14 protein-coding genes are annotated in these 18,026 nt (G+C 74.8%); 6 read left to right on the top strand and 8 right to left on the bottom strand.

Annotated elements, in window-relative coordinates:
- The first annotated feature begins 28 nt into the window (after window positions 1-28).
- Entirely contained in the window at window positions 29-1,324 is a 1,296-nt protein-coding gene (locus ACIPAE_RS18180; protein ID WP_328473365.1) for an enolase C-terminal domain-like protein, read from the top strand.
- Between the two features lie 691 nt (window positions 1,325-2,015).
- Here ACIPAE_RS18180 and ACIPAE_RS18175 read toward each other — a convergent pair.
- Window positions 2,016-2,546, bottom strand: coding sequence for an NUDIX hydrolase (locus tag ACIPAE_RS18175; protein WP_402446201.1), 531 nt, complete (start codon window positions 2,544-2,546; stop codon window positions 2,016-2,018).
- A gap of 85 nt (window positions 2,547-2,631) precedes the next feature.
- The gene (locus tag ACIPAE_RS18170) at window positions 2,632-3,807 is read right to left on the bottom strand and encodes a PP2C family protein-serine/threonine phosphatase (RefSeq protein ID WP_402446198.1); all 1,176 of its coding nucleotides are present in this window, start codon (window positions 3,805-3,807) and stop codon (window positions 2,632-2,634) included.
- 199 nt (window positions 3,808-4,006) lie between these two features.
- Between ACIPAE_RS18170 and ACIPAE_RS18165 the strand changes: the two genes are divergently transcribed.
- Window positions 4,007-5,068, top strand: a complete 1,062-nt coding sequence (locus ACIPAE_RS18165; RefSeq protein WP_402446195.1) for a zinc-dependent alcohol dehydrogenase family protein — start codon at window positions 4,007-4,009, stop codon at window positions 5,066-5,068.
- A 69-nt stretch (window positions 5,069-5,137) separates the two neighbouring features.
- A complete protein-coding gene (locus ACIPAE_RS18160; RefSeq protein WP_402446192.1) occupies window positions 5,138-6,013 on the top strand; it encodes an EI24 domain-containing protein in 876 nt (291 codons plus the stop codon).
- A gap of 143 nt (window positions 6,014-6,156) precedes the next feature.
- Here ACIPAE_RS18160 and ACIPAE_RS18155 read toward each other — a convergent pair whose 3' ends face one another.
- Window positions 6,157-7,314: a PP2C family protein-serine/threonine phosphatase gene (locus ACIPAE_RS18155; protein WP_366413152.1), complete on the bottom strand. Its 1,158-nt coding sequence runs from the start codon at window positions 7,312-7,314 to the stop codon at window positions 6,157-6,159.
- A 163-nt stretch (window positions 7,315-7,477) separates the two neighbouring features.
- Complete coding sequence (locus ACIPAE_RS18150; RefSeq protein ID WP_402446188.1) at window positions 7,478-9,613, bottom strand: SpoIIE family protein phosphatase; 2,136 nt, start codon at window positions 9,611-9,613, stop codon at window positions 7,478-7,480.
- A gap of 341 nt (window positions 9,614-9,954) precedes the next feature.
- Between ACIPAE_RS18150 and ACIPAE_RS18145 the strand changes: the two genes are divergently transcribed.
- On the top strand, window positions 9,955-11,157 hold the full coding sequence (locus tag ACIPAE_RS18145) for an alanine--tRNA ligase-related protein (RefSeq protein WP_366413150.1): 1,203 nt from the start codon (window positions 9,955-9,957) through the stop codon (window positions 11,155-11,157).
- A 128-nt stretch (window positions 11,158-11,285) separates the two neighbouring features.
- On the opposite strand, the gene ACIPAE_RS18140 is transcribed toward ACIPAE_RS18145, so the two are convergent.
- On the bottom strand, window positions 11,286-11,795 hold the full coding sequence (locus ACIPAE_RS18140; RefSeq protein ID WP_328473349.1) for a peptidylprolyl isomerase: 510 nt from the start codon (window positions 11,793-11,795) through the stop codon (window positions 11,286-11,288).
- A 171-nt stretch (window positions 11,796-11,966) separates the two neighbouring features.
- On the opposite strand from ACIPAE_RS18140, the gene ACIPAE_RS18135 reads away from it, so the two are divergent.
- Window positions 11,967-13,751: an MFS transporter gene (locus tag ACIPAE_RS18135; RefSeq protein ID WP_402446184.1), complete on the top strand. Its 1,785-nt coding sequence runs from the start codon at window positions 11,967-11,969 to the stop codon at window positions 13,749-13,751.
- Between the two features lie 34 nt (window positions 13,752-13,785).
- Here ACIPAE_RS18135 and ACIPAE_RS18130 read toward each other — a convergent pair whose 3' ends face one another.
- Window positions 13,786-14,508: an N-acyl homoserine lactonase family protein gene (locus ACIPAE_RS18130; RefSeq protein ID WP_402446181.1), complete on the bottom strand. Its 723-nt coding sequence runs from the start codon at window positions 14,506-14,508 to the stop codon at window positions 13,786-13,788.
- Between the two features lie 230 nt (window positions 14,509-14,738).
- Between ACIPAE_RS18130 and ACIPAE_RS18125 the strand changes: the two genes are divergently transcribed.
- The gene (locus tag ACIPAE_RS18125; RefSeq protein ID WP_402446178.1) at window positions 14,739-15,323 is read left to right on the top strand and encodes a class I SAM-dependent methyltransferase; all 585 of its coding nucleotides are present in this window, start codon (window positions 14,739-14,741) and stop codon (window positions 15,321-15,323) included.
- Window positions 15,324-15,767: 444 nt separating this feature from the next.
- Here ACIPAE_RS18125 and ACIPAE_RS18120 read toward each other — a convergent pair whose 3' ends face one another.
- On the bottom strand, window positions 15,768-16,898 hold the full coding sequence (locus tag ACIPAE_RS18120; protein WP_329361431.1) for a glycoside hydrolase family 3 N-terminal domain-containing protein: 1,131 nt from the start codon (window positions 16,896-16,898) through the stop codon (window positions 15,768-15,770).
- A gap of 281 nt (window positions 16,899-17,179) precedes the next feature.
- Complete coding sequence (locus ACIPAE_RS18115; RefSeq protein ID WP_402446175.1) at window positions 17,180-17,665, bottom strand: hypothetical protein; 486 nt, start codon at window positions 17,663-17,665, stop codon at window positions 17,180-17,182.
- Between the last annotated feature and the right edge of the window lie 361 nt (window positions 17,666-18,026).

Raw genomic sequence — 18,026 nt, 5'->3', positions numbered from 1 at the left:
CGCTCTATCCGCGAACAGGGGAATCCCCATGACCGGTTCAGGCCCCGACCGCCTGCTCGACGACTCCGGCGCGCTCCCGCAGGCCGCGCCGCCCTGGCCGGGCCGGGACCGGCTGCGGGTCACCGCGGTCCGCGCGATCGTCACGGCGCCGGAGGGCATGCCGCTGGTCGTCGTCCGCGTCGACACCTCGGAGCCGGGCCTGTACGGGCTGGGCTGCGCGACCTTCACCCAGCGGTACGCCGCGGTCGTCGCCGCCGTCGAGGAGCACGTCGGCCCGCTCGTGGTCGGGCGGCACCCGGCCGACATCGAGGACATCACCCGCATGATCCACTACTCGTCGTACTGGCGCGGCGGCCCGGTGCTGGGCAACGCGCTGTCCGGCGTGGACCAGGCGCTGTGGGACATCGCGGGCAAGCGCGCCGGGATGCCGGTGTACGAACTGCTCGGCGGGCGCAGCCGATCCGCCGTCGAGGTGTACTCGCACGCGGCGGGCGGCACCGTCGAGGAGACGCTCGCCGAGGCCGAGGAGCTGCTGGCGCGGGGCTACCGCCATGTGCGGCTCCAGGTCGGCGGCCCGGGGCTGGGGACGTACGGCGCGCCCGGCACCCGCGGCGGCTATCCGCGCTCGCCGCACCCGGACGGCTGGGACGTCGCGCAGTACCTGCGGGCCACGCCGGAGCTCTTCGCGGCGGCGCGGGAGCGGCTGGGCGCGGAGGTGAGCCTGATGCACGACGTGCACAGCCGGCTGACCCCGAAGCAGGCGGTGGTCCTCGCCCGCGAACTGGAGCCGTACCGGCTGTCGTTCCTGGAGGACGTGATCGCGCCGGAGTACTATGACCGGCTGCCGGAGGTGCGCGCCGCGTCGCCGGTGCCGATCGCGGTCGGCGAGCAGATCGGCAACGTCACGGACGCGGCACGGCTGATCAAGGACGGCGGGATCGACCTGCTGCGGCTGCACACCTCCGCGGTCGGCGGCCTGACCCCGACCCGCAAACTCGTCGCACTGGCCGAACTGCTCGGCGTGCGCACCGCGTTCCACTCCCCCGGCGACATCTCCCCGGTCGGCGTGGCGGCGAACCTCGCGGTCGACATCTCCACCCCGGCCTTCGGCTACCAGGAGTCGCACACCTACAACGACGCCACCCACGAGGTCTTCCCGGGCACCCCGGTGGTGCGCGAGGGCCACCTCGCGCCCTCCGACGCGCCGGGCTGGGGCGTCGACCTCGACGAGAAGGCCGCGGTCCGCTTCCCGCCGACGAAGTTCCTGCACGAGCGCTGGGCGACCGGCGTCCGCCACCCGGACGGCAGCCTGAACGCGCCCTGAGCGGCGGCACCGGACCGGGTCACCTTCCCCGCCGCGCGGCCGGGGGTCGGTCCCTGGCCGCCCGACCGGGGGGCAGGCGGCCGGGAGGCGGGCGGGGAGCGGGCGATCGGGAGCCGACCGGGCTCGACGACGGCGAACGCCGCGCCGATCATCCGTGCGGGGTCGGCGGACTGGACCGCAAGGGAGAAGCCGTCCGGGACGAGGTGGACCGGGGCAGTGCGGGCCAGGTCGTCGGCGGGCCGGCCGCGCTCCGCGGCGACGGCCTCCGCGAGCGCCTGCACGTGTCGCGGCCGGATCGTGCGCCGGCGGTCCCTCAGCGCGGGCGTGTCCGGCGAGAGGTTGATGAACCGGTCGGGCGTGCCGACCCGCGCCCGCGCGCAGCGCCGCAACGACTCCGGAACAGCCAGGTCCGGCGCGCGTCCGGTCACGGCCCCGACCAGCGAGCGCTCCGACTCGTCGTCCCCGTCGAAGGCCGGCGCTTCCTTGGCCGGGAAGCAGTTCGGGGCGCCCGGCCCAACCGCAGGACCGCAACCGCCCCAGCCCAGCCCCAGCTCCGCTCCGAGACCCGCCGCCCCCCGGCATCACCAACAGGCCCACCCCTGCCGGCCCGAGCGCGGGATCGGCCCGGTGCGCGGCCCGCGTCACCGCCCCATACGGGCGCCGCTCGCCCGCGGCAGGCCATCGGCGCCGGTCAGAGGTCCTGCGGGGTGAGCCGGCCGGCGGGGGGCTGCTCGCGGTGCAGCCGCAGGGCCACGCCGACCAGCTCGACCGTGTCGAGGGCGGGCACGTCCGCGAGCGGCACCCAGGCCGCGTGGTCGGTGGAGCCGCCCACCTCGTCCCGCAGCTCGCCGCCGATGACATGGACGCGGTAGATGATCCGCATCCCCTGGAAGTCGTCGACGACGCCCGAGTCGAGGACGCGGCTGCCGCGGAAGGAGTCGATGCCGAGCAGCCGGTCGACGGCGACCTGGTAGCCGGTCTCCTCCTCGATCTCGCGGACGACCGCGTCGAGCGGGTCCTCGCCGTGTTCGAGGCCGCCGCCCGGCATCGTCCAGCCCGCCGGGTACCGTCCGAACGCGACCGCGTGCGACAGCAGAAGCTGCTCGTCGCGCACGCACACCCCGTACGCGGCCACCCGCAGCCTGTGCTGCACCTGCCGCTCCGGCTCGTCCCCGCTTCCGCGCCCGTCGTCCGCCCGCGCCGCCGATCCCGTCACCGTCATCGTCCGCCCTCCGCCCGTGCGTTGCGCCGTCGCCACGTCAAAGGGGCGATCCTCGCACAGGGTTGGGCGGCGCCGCCGCCGGATTTCAGCGGTCGGAGGCCGGCGACGCACCGGACGGCGCCGCGGCCCGGTGGTCGGTGGCGCCGTCGCACCGCACCACCAGGGCGGCGATGTCGTCGTCCAGCGCTCCCTCGCTGAAGCTCAGGAGCTGCCGGTGCAGCAGGGCGAGCAGGTGCGGCGGCGACACCGCGGGCTGCTGGGCGATCCACTCGGTCAACGGGAAGAACCGGCCGTCCCGGTCACGGGTCTCGGTGACGCCGTCGGTGTAGAACAGCAGCCGGTCGCCGGGAGCGAGCGCGACGGTGTCGAGGGTGTACTCCCCGCCGATCAGCGCGGCCATGTTCAGCGGCGGGGACGGCGCCGACGGGTGGAGCACGCGGATGGAGCCGCCGTCCGGACCCCCGGAGCCGCTGCCGCCGCTCAGCAACAACGGTGCCGGATGGCCGCAGTTGAGCAGCGTGACCTCGCGCCGGGCCGGCCGGACCTCGGCGAAGATCGCGGTGGCGAACCCCTCGCCCGCGTCGGGTGCGGTGATGGTGTCGCTGTAGCGGTTGACGCTCCTCTCCAGCCGGCGGGCGAGCCGGGCCAGGTCGGGTTCGTCGTAGGCGGCCTCGCGGAAGCCGTTGGCGATGGCGCTGGCCACCCCGACCGCCGACAGGCCCTTGCCGCGCACGTCCCCGAGCAGGACCCGTACGCCGTGCGGGCTGTCGACGGCCGCGAAGAAGTCCCCGCCGATCCGGGCCTCCTCGGCGGCGGCCAGGTACAGCGTCTCGATGCCGACGCCGCCGAGCAGGCGCGGCACCGGCCGCAGCACCACGGCCTGGGCCGCGTCGGCGACCGAGCGGACCTGGGTCAGCGTGCGCTCGCGCTGCAACCGCACATGGGCGGCGTACGCGGCAGCGGCGGTGACGCCGGCGATCGCGACCGCGGTGAAGGTGGTCGCGGGCTCGTCGAAGGCGAGTTGGATGGCGAGCATCGCGGCCAGCGTCAGCACGCCGAGCAGTACGGTGGCGGTGACCGTCCACATCGACGCGGCCAGCGCGGGCGCGGCGGGCAGCAGCCGGCTGACCGCGAAAGCCTTCGGCGTGGCCACCGCGAGCACCCCGATGACGACGGTCAGCAGCAGCGGCGACCACTGGGCGAGGCCGCGCCGCCGGCTCCCGGGCGCCCGGGACCGGCGGCTTCGGTGAGGGATCGTCACGTATGCGAGCGTATCGCCATGTTCGTCCTTTCCTACGGTAGTACGGCGCCGGACGGTCGTCGGTGCCGCCCGGCCCCGTGGCACACAGCGCCCTGCCGCGCCGTACGGCCGGGTCGGCGCGGTCCCGGCGCGGCCGGCTGGGATGCTGGCGGCCGGACCGCCCGCGACGGGGCGGCGGGAGAGGAAGGCGGTGCGGCCCGTGCGGGCTGTGGTGTTCGAGGAGTTCGGGCGGCTCGCCGAGGTCCGGGAGGTGGCCGACCCGGAACCGCCGCCGGGCGGTGCGGTGGTGCGCGTGGCGGCGACCGGGCTGTGCCGCAGCGACTGGCACGCGTGGCAGGGCCACGACGACTCGGTGACGCTGCCGCACGTGCCGGGCCACGAGTTCGCCGGCGAGGTGGTCGCGGTCGGCGCCGGGGTGCGGGGCGTGCGCGCCGGGGCGCGGGTGACGGCGCCGTTCGTCCACGCGTGCGGCCGGTGCGCGGCCTGCGCACGCGGCGACCAGCAGGTGTGCGAGCGGCAGGAGCAGCCCGGCTTCACCTACTGGGGCTCGTACGCGGACCTGGTGGTGGTGCGGCGCGCGGAGGTGAACCTCGTGGAGTTGCCGGAGGGGTTGCCGTACACCACCGCGGCGGCGCTCGGCTGCCGGTTCGCGACCGCGTACCGGGCGGTGGTGGCGCAGGGCCGGGTGCGGCCGGGCGAGTGGGTGGCCGTGCACGGCTGCGGCGGGTTGGGGCTGTCCGCGGTCATGGTGGCGGTGGCGGGCGGGGCGCGGGTGGTGGCGGTCGACCCGTCGCCGGAGGCGCTGTGGCTGGCCGGGTCGATCGGTGCGGCGGTGTGCCTGGCGCCCGAGCCGACCGCGGACGCCACCGCGGCCGCGGTCCGGGAGGTGACCGGCGGCGGCGCGCACGTGTCGCTGGACGCGCTCGGTTCCGCGATGACGTGTGCCGCCTCGGTGGCCGGGCTGCGGGCCCGCGGCCGCCATGTGCAGGTGGGGCTGCTGGCGGCGGGCGCCGTGGAGGTGCCGATGGGCCGGGTGCTCGCCTTGGAGCTGGAGTTGCTGGGCAGCCACGGGATGGCCGCGCACGCCTACCCGGAGATGCTGCGGCAGGTGTCGGCGGGGGTGCTGCGGCCCGACCTGCTGGTCCGCTCGGAGATCGGGCTGCCGGAGGCGCCCGGGGCGCTGGCGGCGATGAGCGACGGTTCGCCCACGGGCATGACGGTGATCCTCCCCGGGGGAACCGGCGAGGGCGCCACCGGCTGAACCGGGACCGGCGCCGCGGGCCCGATTCCCTTGCCCCGCACGGCGTGCCGGTACCGTACGATCCCCCGCATGGGTGACGTGATCAAGGGCGTACGGCTGCTCGTCGACGGCCAGCGGTGGGTGCTGCGGCACCGCCGTGACTGGCGGTTCGGCATGATCCCGGCGCTGATCACGCTGGTCGGGTACGTCGTCGCGCTGGTCGCGCTCGTGCTGTGGGCCGGGGACCTGGTGGACTGGGCGACGCCGTTCGCCGACCACTGGGCGTCGCCGTGGTCCGGCGCGTTCCGCGGGGTGCTGACCGCGATGCTCTTCGGGGGCGGCCTGCTGCTGTCGGTGATCTCCTTCACCGCGGTGACGCTGCTGGTCGGCGACCCCTTCTACGAGGCGCTGTCGGCGCGCGTGGAGCGGAGCGAGGGCGACTGCCCCGAGGCTCCCGAGCGGCCGCTGTGGCGCGAGGTGTGGGTCGCCGTGCGCGACGGTGTCCGGGTGCTGCTGTGGGCGGTGGGCTTCGGGGTCGTGCTGTTCGCGGCCGGGTTCATCCCGGTGGCCGGGCAGACGGCGGTGCCGGCGGTCGGCTTCTGCGTCTCCGGCTTCTTCCTCGCCCTGGAGCTGTGCACGGTGGCGTGCGAGCGGCGCGATGTCGATCTCACCGCGCGCACGCGCCTGCTGCGGCGCCGTCTGCCGCTGGTGCTCGGCTTCGGGGTGCCGCTGGCGGTGGTCTTCCTGGTGCCGTTCGTCGCGGTGGTCCTGATGCCCGGCGCGGTGGCGGGGGCGACGCTCCTGGTCCGCGAACTCCTCCCGCCGCCCCCGCGCCCCGAGCCCGAACCGCACCCGGAGCCCGAACCCGGCCGGCTCGGCACCGCGCCCCCGCACGAGCCCTGGCCGTACCCGACCGAACGGTCCGGCGGCGCGGGCGGAAGTGCCGGCGGAGGCGCGGGGGCGTAACCCGCCCGAAAGGCTCGCGCCGCACGCGGTCCGGTGTCGGCCGGACCGTCGACAGGGGCCGCCCCGCAGGGGTGTCGACGCCTGGCAGGGCGTTCCCGCTGATCGCCCTGCCGCCGGGCACAGCGGCCGGGCTCGCGGCGGCGCTACGTCACCCGCTGGAGCGCGACCATCGCGATGTCGTCGCCGAGCCCGGACGCGGAGTACCGCAGCAGGTCGGCGCGGATGTCCTCCAGCAGCGCCTCGGGGGTGTCGCGGGTCCAGTCGGCCAGGCGGTCCGCGAGGGGGTAGAAGGCGCCGTCGGCGTCGCGGGCCTCGATGACGCCGTCGGTGTAGAGCAGCAGGATGTCGCCGAGCGCCAGGTCGTGGGTGTCGATGTGCTGGTCGGGCCGGGCCAGGTCGCCCAGCCCGAGCGGCAGGTCGGGCAACTCGGGGAAGAGCTGGTGCACGGTGCCGCTGTGGATGAGCAGCGGCGGCGGGTGCCCGCAGTTCGCGATCCGCAGGCCGGAGCCGTCCGCGGCGATGTCGACGACGACCGCGGTGACGAACCGCTCCAGGTAGTCGGACTCGCCGGGCAGGTGCGGCCGGGTGTCCGGTGCGCACAGGTCGGTGTCGTCCTCCAGGTCGATCAGGTCGGCGCGCAGCCCCCGGTCGAGGAAACCGGGCAGCGCCGGCAGCGATACGCGGGCGCGTACCGACCGGCGGAACGCGCTCAGCAGCAGGCCCGCGACCTCGACGGCGGCCAGGCCCTTGCCCTGCACGTCGCCGACGAGCACCCGGGTGCCGCCGCGGTCGCTCACCCCCGCCGCGTACAGGTCGCCGCCGATCGCCGCCTCCTCGTCGGCGGCGAGGTACATCGAGGAGATCGTCACCGGGCCGAGCCGGTCCGGCAGCGGGCGCAGCACGGCCCGCTGGCTGACCTCCGCGACCTTTCTGGCCTGGGCGAGCTGGCGCTCGCGGCGCTGGCGGGTCCGGGCGGCGAGCACGGAGGCGACGCCGACGAGGAGGACGGTCGCCATCACCACGGGGAAGTTGGCGGTGGTGATGGCCGCGTTGTCGTCGGAGGCCCAGGTGATCCCGCCGATCGTCAGGACGGCGATCACCAGGACCGCCACCGGGCCGAGGAACACCGCGGAGAGCGCCGGCACGGCGACCATCAAGCCGGCCAGGCGGATGTCGCGACCCCCCGCGAGGTCGACAGCGAGCAGGAGCACCAGCGCCGCCACCGCCAGGGCGAACAGGATCGGTGGCGACTTGAGCGACCGCCAACCGACCGGCTGCCCGTCGGCGCCGCTCGATTCCATGTCACCAACCTAACTCCGGGGCCCGCGCACTTCTCGTCCGAACAGCGTCGATACGGCCTGCCCCTTCCCTCCGGGAAACGGTTCGAGCCGTCCTCCGGCCCCCGCTCGGGCCCGCCCCGGCCCCCTCCCGGGCGCCGCCCCGACCGTTCAGGGGCACCCCCTGTCACCGGGCGGTGAGGACCAGGAGGGCCTGGTCGTCGTCCGTGGGGACGCCGGCGGTGTGCTGGGTGACGGCGCTGATCACGCTGCCGAGGACCTCGTGCGCGGCGACCGGCCGGCCGCGGGCCAGCGCGCGGGTGATGCCGGCCTCGCCGAACTGCCGCCCGGTCGAGTCGCGGGACTCGGTGATGCCGTCGGTGCTCAGCACCAGGGACTCGCCGGTGTGCAGCCGCAGCGTGGCCGCCTCGGGCACGGCCTCGGCGAACGCGCCGAGCAGCATCCCCTCGCTGCTGACGGTCGCGGGCAGGCGGCCGGGCCGGTGGTGCACCGGCATGAGGTGCCCGGCCCTGACCAGGTCGATGTCGAGCCGGTCGCCGCGCGGCAGCAGATGGCCGTAGACGAGGGTGACGAAGTCGCCGCCGGTGCCGGGGACCCGTTCGAGCAGCGCGGTGTTGATCGCGCCGGCCACGGCGACGGGGTCGGCGAGCAGCGGGGCGACGGCGCGCGCGGTGTGCCGGACGAGCGCGGTGATGGTGGCGGCCGGCGCGCCGCGCCCGCACACGTCGCCGATCATGAAGGCCCAGCGGTCGCCGGGCAGCGGGAACACGTCGTAGAAGTCGCCGCCGATGTCGAGGCCCTCGCCGGCCGGACGGTAGTAGGCCGCCAGTTCGCCGCCGGGCAGTTCGGGCATGTCGGCCAGCAGCAGGCCGGCCTGGAGGTCGTGCGCGAGCCGGGCCCGGTCGTGGTACTGGCGGGCGTTGCGGGCGACGGTGGAGGCGCGGTGGGCCAGTTCCTCGGCGAGGGCGACCCGGCGCCAGTCGAGCGGGTGGTCGCCGGTGGTGAGCAGGGTCAGGGTGCCGTAGCCGCTGCCGCGCTCGCGCAGCGGGATGCGTACGTGGCCGGTGACGTCGAGCGCGTCCCAGGGGCCGGGGGTGTCGGGGGCGCCGCGGGCGATCCGGGTGGTGTCGGGGGCGCCGGGCAGGTCGGCGCCGTCGACGTGCGCGGCGAGCAGTTGCTGCTGGCGCGGCTCCTCGGCGTGCGCGGCGACCCTGCGCATCCGCCCGTCGGAGACCGCGTCGATCACGCACACCGGGGCGAGGTCGGGCACGCACAGCCGGGCGAGGTGCTGGAGGGTCTGTTCGTAGTCCAGGTCGTGGCCGAGCGCGGTGCCGGCCTCCAGCAGGAACGCCAGGTCCTCCCGGGCGGCCTTCTCCTTGGCCTCGGCGACGGCTCTGGCCTCCTCGGCGCGGTGGCGCTCGACGGCGAGGGCGGCGATCCGGGCGAAGGCGGCGCTGAGCGCGCGGTCGGATGCCCGCGGGGCGCGAGGGGCGCGGTGGTACATCGCGAAGGTGCCCAGCAGCTGGCCGCCGGCGGAGAAGATCGGGGTGGACCAGCACGCGGCGAGCCCGGCGCGGGCGGCCAGCTCGCGGTAGCCCTCCCAGGAGGGGTCGGTGGCGATCTCGGTGACGACGACGGGCCGGCGCCGGTGCGCGGCGGTGCCGCACGAGCCCATGCCCTCCCCGGTGGCGAGGCCGTCGATGGCCTCGTTGTAGAAGTCCGGCAGGCTGGGCGCGGCGCCGTGCCGCAGGTGCAGGCCGTCGGGGTCGGCGAGCAGCACGGAGGCGATCACCCCGGGCGACAGCTCCTCGATGACCCGGGTCATGCCCTCCAGGACCTCGCGCACCGGCGCGTGCCGGGCGATCTGCTCCAGCAGCGCGCGCTGCTCGGCGGCGAGCGCCTGGGCGTGCTTGACCGGGGTGATGTCGACGCCGAGCAGCCGCACCCCGCGGACCTGCCCGGAGCTCGCGTGGCGGGGCTCGACGGTGAGGTCGAAGTACGCCTCGTGGCGGTGGCCGCCGATGTCGAGGCGGAGCAGGATGTCCTGGCCGGAGTAGGGGCGGCCGGTGCGGTAGACCTCGTCCAGGAGTGCGGTCAGGGCCTGGTCGGCGAGCTCGGGCACGCTGTCGGCGAGCGGGCGGCCGAGGGCGGCGGCGTCGGTGCCGAGCACGTCGTGGAAAGCGGGGTTGGCGCCGCGCAGGGTGTGGTCGGGGCCGTCGAACTGTGCGAACACGGCGGAGGAGCGGCCGAACGGGCTGTCCGGCTCGGGGTCGCCGCCGTCCAGGGCGCCGTGAGCGGTCATCGTCCTCGGCTCCCCTCGCTGAGGTGCACACGCCGAAACCACACGCTGCACTTCACTGTCCCATAGTTGGCGAATGATGGTAAATGCCAGGTTTGTGCACGCCGGTGAAATTCGGCGGCGCCGGCCGGGCCGGTGCTGTTACGGTCGAGGCATGAAGGTCACGCCACGCACCACCTCCGCGACCGCGCGAGCGACCAGCTCGCCGGTTGCCGCCGCCTGACCTCACCCCACTCCCCCGGCGACCGGAAACGGTCCGCCGGGTGCGCGTGGCTCGCGCTCCTTCCCGCTCGCAGCCCTCCGGCGGCCGCTTTCCGCTCGCCCGCACCGGAAAGGCTCCCGCCATGGACAGCGAGCAGACCGTCCGTACCTTCCTCGACTTCTTCCGTGACCGCGGCCACCATGTGCTGCCCGGCGCCTCGCTGGTGCGGCCGCCCGGCGACCCGGTGCTGTTCACGACCTCGGGCATGCACCCGCTCACCCCGTATCTCACCGGCCGCCCGCACCCGGCCGGGGTGCGCCTGGCCGACGTGCAGCGCTGCCTGCGCACCACCGACCTGGACGAGGTCGGCGACGCCACCCACCTGACCGCCTTCCAGATGCTCGGCTCCTGGTCCCTGGGCGACTACGACAGCGCCCGCAGCATCGCCTGGGCCCACGAGCTGCTGGTCGACGGCTACGGCATCCCGCCCGCCCGGCTGCACGCCACCGTCTTCGGCGGCGACACCGGCCACCCCGGCGACGGGCTCGGTCCGGACACCGGGGCCGAGCGCGCCTGGGGCGAGCTGGGGGTGCCGGTGGAGCGCCTCGGCCCGGACAACTGGTGGACCAACGGCCCGACCGGCCCGTGCGGTCCCGACTCGGAGATCTTCGTCTGGACCGGCGACGGTGAACCGGCCGGCACCCCCGGCACCGATCCGCGCTGGGTGGAGATCTGGAACCACGTCTCGATGCGCTGGCAGCGCGAGGGCGACGGCACCCTGCGTCCGCTGCCGCGCGGCAGCGTGGACACCGGCATGGGCCTGGAACGCCTGGTGACGATCCTTCAGGGCAAGCCGTCGGTCTACCACTCGGACGTCTTCGACGCCTGGCGCGAGGTGCTGCCCGGACTGTGGCCCGGCGACCTGGCCACGCACCGGGTCGTCGCCGATCACCTGCGCTCGGCCGCCGTGCTGGTGGCCGACGGGGTACGGCCGGCCGCCACCGGGCACGGGTACGTCCTGCGGCGGCTGGTCCGCCGGGTGCTGACGCTGCTGTGGCGCGACGACCCGGAGCGTACCCTCGGCGACCTGCCGCCGGAGCCGGTCGAGGTCGCGCTGCGTCACTTCGGCCTGCGCCCGCAGGGCCCGCAGCAGGGCCCCGGGGTGCGCGAGGTGCTGCTCGCCGAGGAGCGGCGGTTCGCCTCCCAGCTGGAGCGGGGCCGGCGGGTGCTGTCCCAGCGCCGCTTCGCCGGGCCGCTCGGCGAGGACGACTACGCCTACCTGCACGACACGCACGGGCTGCCCCGCGACCTGGTCACGTCCCTGCGTGCCGAGCCCGGGCGGTAGGCGGGGCGAGCGCCAGGCGGCCGGCCGGCCCCCGAACGTAAGGCGCCCCCGCCGCGGGTGTTCCGCTGCGGGGGCGCCGTACGCCTGTATGGGTCAGGCGGAAGGCCGTACAGATGAGCGCGGGTGGCTCACTGGAGGGTCTTGACCGTGCCGGACTCGGTGATGACGACCTTCGCGCTGGGGGTGCCGCTGCGCGAGCCCTTGCCCTCGATCTGCTTGACCAGGTCCTGGCCCTCGACGACCTCGCCGAACACGACGTGCTTGCCGTCCAGCCACGACGTCACCACGGTGGTGACGAAGAACTGCGAGCCGTTGCTGTTCGGGCCGGCGTTGGCCATGGACAGCAGAAACGGGCGGTCGTGGCGGAGCTGGAAGTTCTCGTCCTCGAACTTGTTGCCGTAGATGCTCTTGCCGCCGCGGCCGTCACCGCTGGTGAAGTCGCCGCCCTGGAGCATGAACTCCGGGATGACACGGTGGAAGGCGGAGCCCGCGTATCCGAAGCCCTGCTCGCCGGTGGCCAGCTCACGGAAGTTGCGGGCGGTCTTCGGCACGACGTCGTCGAACAGGCGGAAGACGATCCGCCCGGCGGGCGCACCGTCGATGGAGATGTCGAAGTAGACGTTGTCCTTGTTGTCCATGGGCTCCATCCTGACATCTCCGCCGCGCGCCCCGGCACAGGGGGCGGCCCGGGCGCCCGCTTTCCGTCCCCTTTCGGACGATCACGTCCGGTCTCCCGTCGCTGGCGGGACCTGCCGCCGTGCCACAAGGTGGAGCGGAACGGTCCTCCCAGGAGCGGGTGAGGAGAGCTGATGGCGGTCACGGCCCACAGCGGCGGGCGATCGAAGAACCTCGTGCTGGCCGCGATGATCTTCGCCGTCGCGATGACCTTCATCGACCAGACGATCGTGTCGATCGCCGTCCCGGAGATCCAGAACGAGCTGAAGCTGTCCAGCACCGGTGTGCAGTGGGCGGTCAACGCCTACCTGCTGTCGCTGGCGGCGTTCTTCGCCTACGGCGGGCGGCTCGCCGACACCCTCGGGCACCGGCGGGTGGTGGTGATGGGTGTGCTGGTCTTCGCCACCTCGTCGCTGCTGTGCGGGCTCACCCCGAAGGGCGCCGTGGCGCAGACCTGGATCGTGGCGTTCCGGGCGGTGCAGGGCTTCGGCGGCGCGCTGATGTTCCCGGCGGCGCTGGGCATCGTGGTGCAGACGTTCGCGCTGCGCGAGCGCGGGAAGGCGCTGGCGCTGTTCTTCGGCATCGCGGGCGGGCTGACGGCGGTCGGCCCGATCCTCGGCGGCTGGCTGACCGAGTGGACCTGGCGGTCCATCTTCTGGGTGAACATCCCGGTCGCGGTGATCGCGCTGGTGCTGATCTCGCTGTCGAAGCCGGTCACCGAGCACCGGCCCGCCCCGATGGACTACCGCGGGCTGGCGCTGATCGTGACCGGTATCGGGCTGAGCGTCTTCGGTTTCCAGCAGTCCCAGATCTGGCACTGGTCCAACCCGGGCATCTGGGTGTGCATCGTGGTCGGAGTGGCGCTGCTGGTGGTCTTCCACCGGCTGGAGCTGCGCACCTCCTCCCCGCTGATCCAGGTACGGATCTTCGCCAACCGGGCCTTCGCGGTGGAGAACCTGGTGCTCGGCATCGCGATGCTGGTGTTCATCCCGTACTTCTTCTTCGCCAGCGAGTACGCGCAGATCTCGCTCGGCAAGTCCGCGTCCGGCGCCGGGCTGTACCTGCTCTACTTCTTCATCGGCTTCGTGATCGCCTCGCAGTTCGGCGGGCGGATGCTGGACCGCGGCGGCGCCAAGCGCCCGGTGGTGCTGGGCTGCGCGCTGTGCGCGGTGGGCTTCTACCTGCTCGCGGGCAAGGTCACCGACCTCGATTTCGGCAACCAGGAGTGGTACATCGTGATCGCCGGCGCCGGGATGGGCCTCATGCTCACCCCGGCGAGCACCGACGCGGTGAACCGGGCCTCCCGGCTGTCCTACGGCGAGGCCACCGGCATCACCCAGACCGTGCGGAACTACTCCGCGAGCCTGGGCCTGGCGGTGCTCGGCACGATCTCGGTGGCCCGCTTCGAGTCCCATCTGCGTTCCTCGCTGGTGGGCCAGGGGGTGCCCGCCGCGCAGGCGAACTCCGAGGCGCACCACCTCTCCCAGGCCCACCGCTCCACCCAGGGCAACTCGACCATCCCGCACTTCGTCCGCCTCGACTTCGCGTACTCCACCAGGACGGTCTTCTACGTGATGGCCGGGATCATGGCCGCGGCGGCGCTCGCGGCGTGGCTGGGGCTCCAGCGCGGCGTCCAGGAGGTCGACGAGGGCGACGCCGCCGGCACGCCCCCGGACAGCGGGGGCTCGGACGGCCCGGGCTCGGGCGACGACGCGCAGGGCGGCGACGCGGGCGGTGATACGGCTTCGGGCGGTACGACGCCGGGCGGCGAGGGCTCGGGCGGCGGCTCCTCGGACGGCGTGGGCTCGGGCGGCGATACGGCTCCGGGCCGTACGACACCGGGTGGCGGCTCCTCGGGCGGTACGGCGCGGGGGCCGCACGAGCCGGGTGCCGGGAAGGACGGGCCGGGGTCGCCGTGAGCGGAGGAGCCGCCGGGCGGGCACCCCGCCGCGGTCAGCGGGTGATGTCGCCCGGGGTGCGTCCCGGTTCCCACACCGCGCAGTCGTGCGCGAACAGCACCCGGCGCGGGTCGAAGTCGGCGAGCCGGTCCAGCCAGGGGCGATAGCCGGGCAACGGCGCTTCCACACCGTCGAGTCCGGCCTGCCGGGCCAGGTGGTCGGCGGTGAAGTCCGTGGCGAAGTCGTGGGCCTGGCCGGCCAGGATCACGGTGCCGTCGCGGCGCTGGACCACCAGGGACTGGTGCCCCTCGGTGTGGCCGGGGGTCGGCACGATCCGCACCCCGGGCCAGATCTCGGCCTCGCCGGTGAACTCCTCGTAGCGGGCGCCGGGGAAGTCGACCAGCTCGCCGAAGGTGTAGCCCTCCTGGCGGGCGGCGGCCAGCTCCGTCCGCTGCACGAGGACCGGGGTGCCGCCCAGCAGCCGGTTGCCGCCGCAGTGGTCGAAGTGCAGGTGGCAGTTGGCGACCAGCGCGATGCCCGCGAGGCGGACCCCCGCGTCCGCGAGCGCGTCCGCCAACTCCCGCCGCCGGGGCCGGTAGTGGGCCTCGGTCTCGGGGTCGGCGGCACCGATACCGGTGTCGAACAGCAGCAGCCCCGCCTCGTGCCGGACCAGGTACGCGAGCACGGGTTCGACCCGCGGCTGCGTGCCGCCGGTCTCGACGGCGGGCCGGACGATGTAGCCGAGGTCGAGGCGGCGGACCGCCGTGTCGTCGCTCATCGGACCATGATGGCGCGCGCCGCCGGCGCACCCGGACTCGTCCGCGAACAGCGAACACGGCGCGCCGGATGCCCTCTGCCGGATGCCGCGTCATGCGTGCCGTGCGCCGCGTACCGCGTACCGGATGTCCGAGGCCGCGGATCGCGGGCGGTGTCGGATTGTCCTGTTCGCGGCATGGATTGGCGGTTCGCAGGCAGCAGGACGGCGGGGGGCCGGTCTACCGTCGGGGTATGCCGATGAACGCAGCGCACCGGAGACTGTGCAGTTCGCGGAAGTGGGCGCGGACCACCGAGGAGCAGATCCTGCCCTGGGCCCTGGAGGACGTCGAGTTGGGCACCGACGTGCTGGAGCTGGGGCCCGGCTACGGGGCCAACCTGCGGGTGCTGGTGGAGCGCGTGCCCCGCCTGACGGCGGTCGAGATCGACGACTCCACCGCGCGGCTGCTGGAGCGGGACTACGGCGAGCGGGCGCGGATCGTGCACGCCGACGCGTCGGAGTTGCCGCTGCCGGACCGGGCGTTCTCGGCGGTGGTCTGCTTCACGATGCTGCACCACGTGCCGACCCCGGCGCTCCAGGACCGGATCTTCGCCGAGGCCCTCCGGGTGCTGCGGCCCGGCGGGGTGTTCGCCGGCAGCGACAGCCAACTCGGCCTGCGCTTCCGGCTGTTGCACATCGGCGACACCATGAACACGCTGGTCCCCGACCGGCTGCCGGCCCGGCTCGCCGCCGCCGGGTTCACCGACGTGGAGGTGCGGCAGGACGCCCGCGGCAGCCGGGTCCGCTTCCGCGCCCGCCGGCCGGGAGGACCCGCTTGACGCCGGCCGGGCATCGGTAGCGCTCGCGCGCGGCGAAGTCGGCCGGGCTCCACACGGCGGGCAGCCCGGCCTCGGCGCAGAGGTGGAGGACCCGGCCGTCATCGGTCCCGACGCCGAGGCGGGCGCCGTACGCGTCGGCCACGGCGTTGAAGAGGAGCAGGTCGAGGGGGCGGGCGACCGGGACCCGCACGGGTGGTCCGTACGCCGTCCCACAGCTCGGCGGAGCGCAGCGCGGGCGGGGCCGACGTGGCCGCGCACCGCGTAGGCGAACAACCGGTGGTCGGCGCGAGCCGGGCCGGTCGGCTGCGGCCGCCGGCCCCGGGAAGCGGGCGCCGACGCAGGGGACGCGCCAGAAGGCGGCCGGCAGCCGGGACAGCAGCGGTTCGACGGCGGGCCGCCGCCTCGCTCGTGCCGGACCCCGAAGGGGCCGCCACGCGACCGGGTTCAGGACAGGGACGTGCGCAGCGCGGTGACGCGCTGGACCGCCGCGTCGAAGTCGGCGGCCGGGAGCTGGCCGCTGGTGTAGGCGGCGGCGAGGGCCTGCGCGGCGGCGTCGCCCTGGGAGGTGGCGCGGGCCGAGCACAGCAGCAGGTCCATGCCGGCGCCGGCCGCGAGGACGGCGCGCTGCGCGGTGCTGTAGGAGGAGCTGATCGCGCCGGCCTCCAGGGCGTCGGTGACCGTCACGCCGGTGTAGCCGAGCCGGCCGCGCAGTTCCTGCTGCACGACGGTGGCGGACAGGCCGGCCGGCGCGGACGCGTCGAGCGCGGGGTAGACGGCCCAGGAGACCATGACCAGTTGGACGCCCGCGGCGATCGCCGCCTGGTACGGGGCCTCGTCGACGCTCCGCAGCTTCGACAGGCTCTGGGTGAGCGTGACCGGGCCCGCGTCGGTGTCCTGCGAGGCGGTGGCGGCACCGAGGCCGGGGAAGTGCTTGGCGGTGGCGGCGACCCCGGTGCCCTGCTGGGCGGTGATGAACGCCTGGCCGAGGCTGGAGACGGTGCTCGGGGCGTTGCTGAAGGAGCGCTGGTACTCGTCGATGAAGTTGCCCGCCGTGTAGTAGACGTCGAGCACGGGGGCGAGGTTGACGTTCATCCCGACGCCGCCGAGGTTCTGGCCGGCGCCGGTGCCGGCCTGGGCGGCGGCGGTCTGCGGCTGCGACGCCTCGCCGACCTGCTTCTCCGACAGCGTGGGCGCGCCGGGCAGCCGGCGCACCTCGCCGCCCTCCTGGTCGGTCATCAGCAGCAGCGGCGCCCGCACCGGGCTGGACGCGTTGGCCTGCACCAACTGCTTGATCACCGAGGTGATCTGGCTCTCGCTGGAGATGTTCTCGCCGAAGAAGATGACACCGGCCGCCTCGCCCGCGCTGATCGTCGTCAGCAGCGCGGAGGGCACGGTGAGCCCGGGGTAGGAGTAGATGACCCGCTGGCCCGCGGTCTGGCGGGCGGTCAGCGCGGCGGGTCCGGTACGGGGCCGCTCGGCGGCCGAGGCGCGCGCGGCGGTGACGGAGGCCGCGACGGCGCCCGCGGCGGTCAGGACCGTACGGCGGCGGACGGGCCGGCTGCGTGGTGCGTCCATGGGGGGCCTCTTCCCGTGCGTGAAGGGGTGGACGTTGTCGCGTGGACGCTATTGCCGCGTCCATGACACGCCTCGGACCGTACGCCCCGCCCACCACGCGGTGGAAGGGGCGCTGTCCACCGCCAATGGCCTACGCCACAGGCGCCGGTCCGGAGCTGCGGCGACGCCCGCGGCCGGGGCGAAACCTTCACCGCGCCACCGCGGCCGGCGCAGCCGCGCCGGCGGTGGGCCCGGCAGCCAAATGGCACTGGATCGGTACGGGTCCCGGCCGGCCGAGGCGGTCAGCCGAGCCGCGGGTCCGCCATCAGCACCACGCGGCCGACCGCGGGATCGAACCCGAGCACCGGGTTCGCGCGGTCGCCCTCGGCCGACATGACCACCGGCTTGCCCAGCCTGCGGCCCACGGCGGCGATGAACGCGCACAGGACGTCCACGCCTTCCTGGCCCCGCAGTTCGCGAAGGTCGACGTCGAAGTCGACGTACTCGGCCGACATCGGGCGGAAGACCACCAGCACCTCGGGGACCGGCCGGACCCGCAGATCGACGGTCTCCGCGTCGGCGGGCCGCGACAGCACCTCGGCGGCGGACGGCAGCGGCCCGACCACGCCACCCGCGGAGTACTCCCACGCCCATCCGCTCGACCGGACCAGGTCGAACACCGCCTGCCAGTCCCCGTCCGAGGCGCCCGCCACGCTCACATCCGGCAGAGCCCCCATCAGGTCGGGGTCGAAGAGGTTCCTGACGTCGTCACACAGCAGGTCCGGCACCCCGTCATGTTGCCCGCCCGCGCCACCCGGCCGCACTCCGATTCTCCGGGCGAACCCCCTGGAAGGCCCCCGCCCGCAGCCCGCGCCCCCGCCGGTCCGGCGGCACACCCCTGCGGCGACGCGCCGGGCGCCGACGGCTCGTCAAACAGGAAGATTTGCGCCCATTACCGGTGTTCGGCCGCCCTGACTTCCGCATGGTTGGCCGTGGACCGACAATCTTTGCGTTCGCCGGGCCATAATGTGCCCGGGTTCGCCGGCTGCGGCGGGCTCCGGCTCCTGCTGCGCGGCAGCTCGTCAACTCGGCGACGGCCGAGGGTGGTTCGGAGCCGTACACCCCGCATGGCGCACCACCGCACCGTTC

Origin of the sequence: Streptomyces sp. NPDC087270 (genome assembly GCF_044744625.1) — a bacterium.
Lineage (GTDB): Bacteria > Actinomycetota > Actinomycetes > Streptomycetales > Streptomycetaceae > Actinacidiphila.
Note: the sequence above shows the minus strand (reverse complement) of the source record. Positions and strands in the feature narration are given on the sequence as shown.

What these genes read in the sequence shown, in the direction of transcription:
- ACIPAE_RS18145 (WP_366413150.1), top strand. Translation starts at nt 9,955, where the DNA reads ATGGACAGCGAGCAGACCGTCCGTACCTTCCTCGACTTCTTCCGTGAC.
- ACIPAE_RS18160 (WP_402446192.1), top strand. Translation starts at nt 5,138, where the DNA reads ATGGGTGACGTGATCAAGGGCGTACGGCTGCTCGTCGACGGCCAGCGG.
- ACIPAE_RS18175 (WP_402446201.1), bottom strand. Translation starts at nt 2,546, where the DNA reads ATGACGGTGACGGGATCGGCGGCGCGGGCGGACGACGGGCGCGGAAGC.
- ACIPAE_RS18130 (WP_402446181.1), bottom strand. Translation starts at nt 14,508, where the DNA reads ATGAGCGACGACACGGCGGTCCGCCGCCTCGACCTCGGCTACATCGTC.
- ACIPAE_RS18120 (WP_329361431.1), bottom strand. Translation starts at nt 16,898, where the DNA reads ATGGACGCACCACGCAGCCGGCCCGTCCGCCGCCGTACGGTCCTGACC.
- ACIPAE_RS18155 (WP_366413152.1), bottom strand. Translation starts at nt 7,314, where the DNA reads ATGGAATCGAGCGGCGCCGACGGGCAGCCGGTCGGTTGGCGGTCGCTC.
- ACIPAE_RS18125 (WP_402446178.1), top strand. Translation starts at nt 14,739, where the DNA reads ATGCCGATGAACGCAGCGCACCGGAGACTGTGCAGTTCGCGGAAGTGG.
- ACIPAE_RS18135 (WP_402446184.1), top strand. Translation starts at nt 11,967, where the DNA reads ATGGCGGTCACGGCCCACAGCGGCGGGCGATCGAAGAACCTCGTGCTG.
- ACIPAE_RS18180 (WP_328473365.1), top strand. Translation starts at nt 29, where the DNA reads ATGACCGGTTCAGGCCCCGACCGCCTGCTCGACGACTCCGGCGCGCTC.
- ACIPAE_RS18150 (WP_402446188.1), bottom strand. Translation starts at nt 9,613, where the DNA reads ATGACCGCTCACGGCGCCCTGGACGGCGGCGACCCCGAGCCGGACAGC.
- ACIPAE_RS18140 (WP_328473349.1), bottom strand. Translation starts at nt 11,795, where the DNA reads ATGGACAACAAGGACAACGTCTACTTCGACATCTCCATCGACGGTGCG.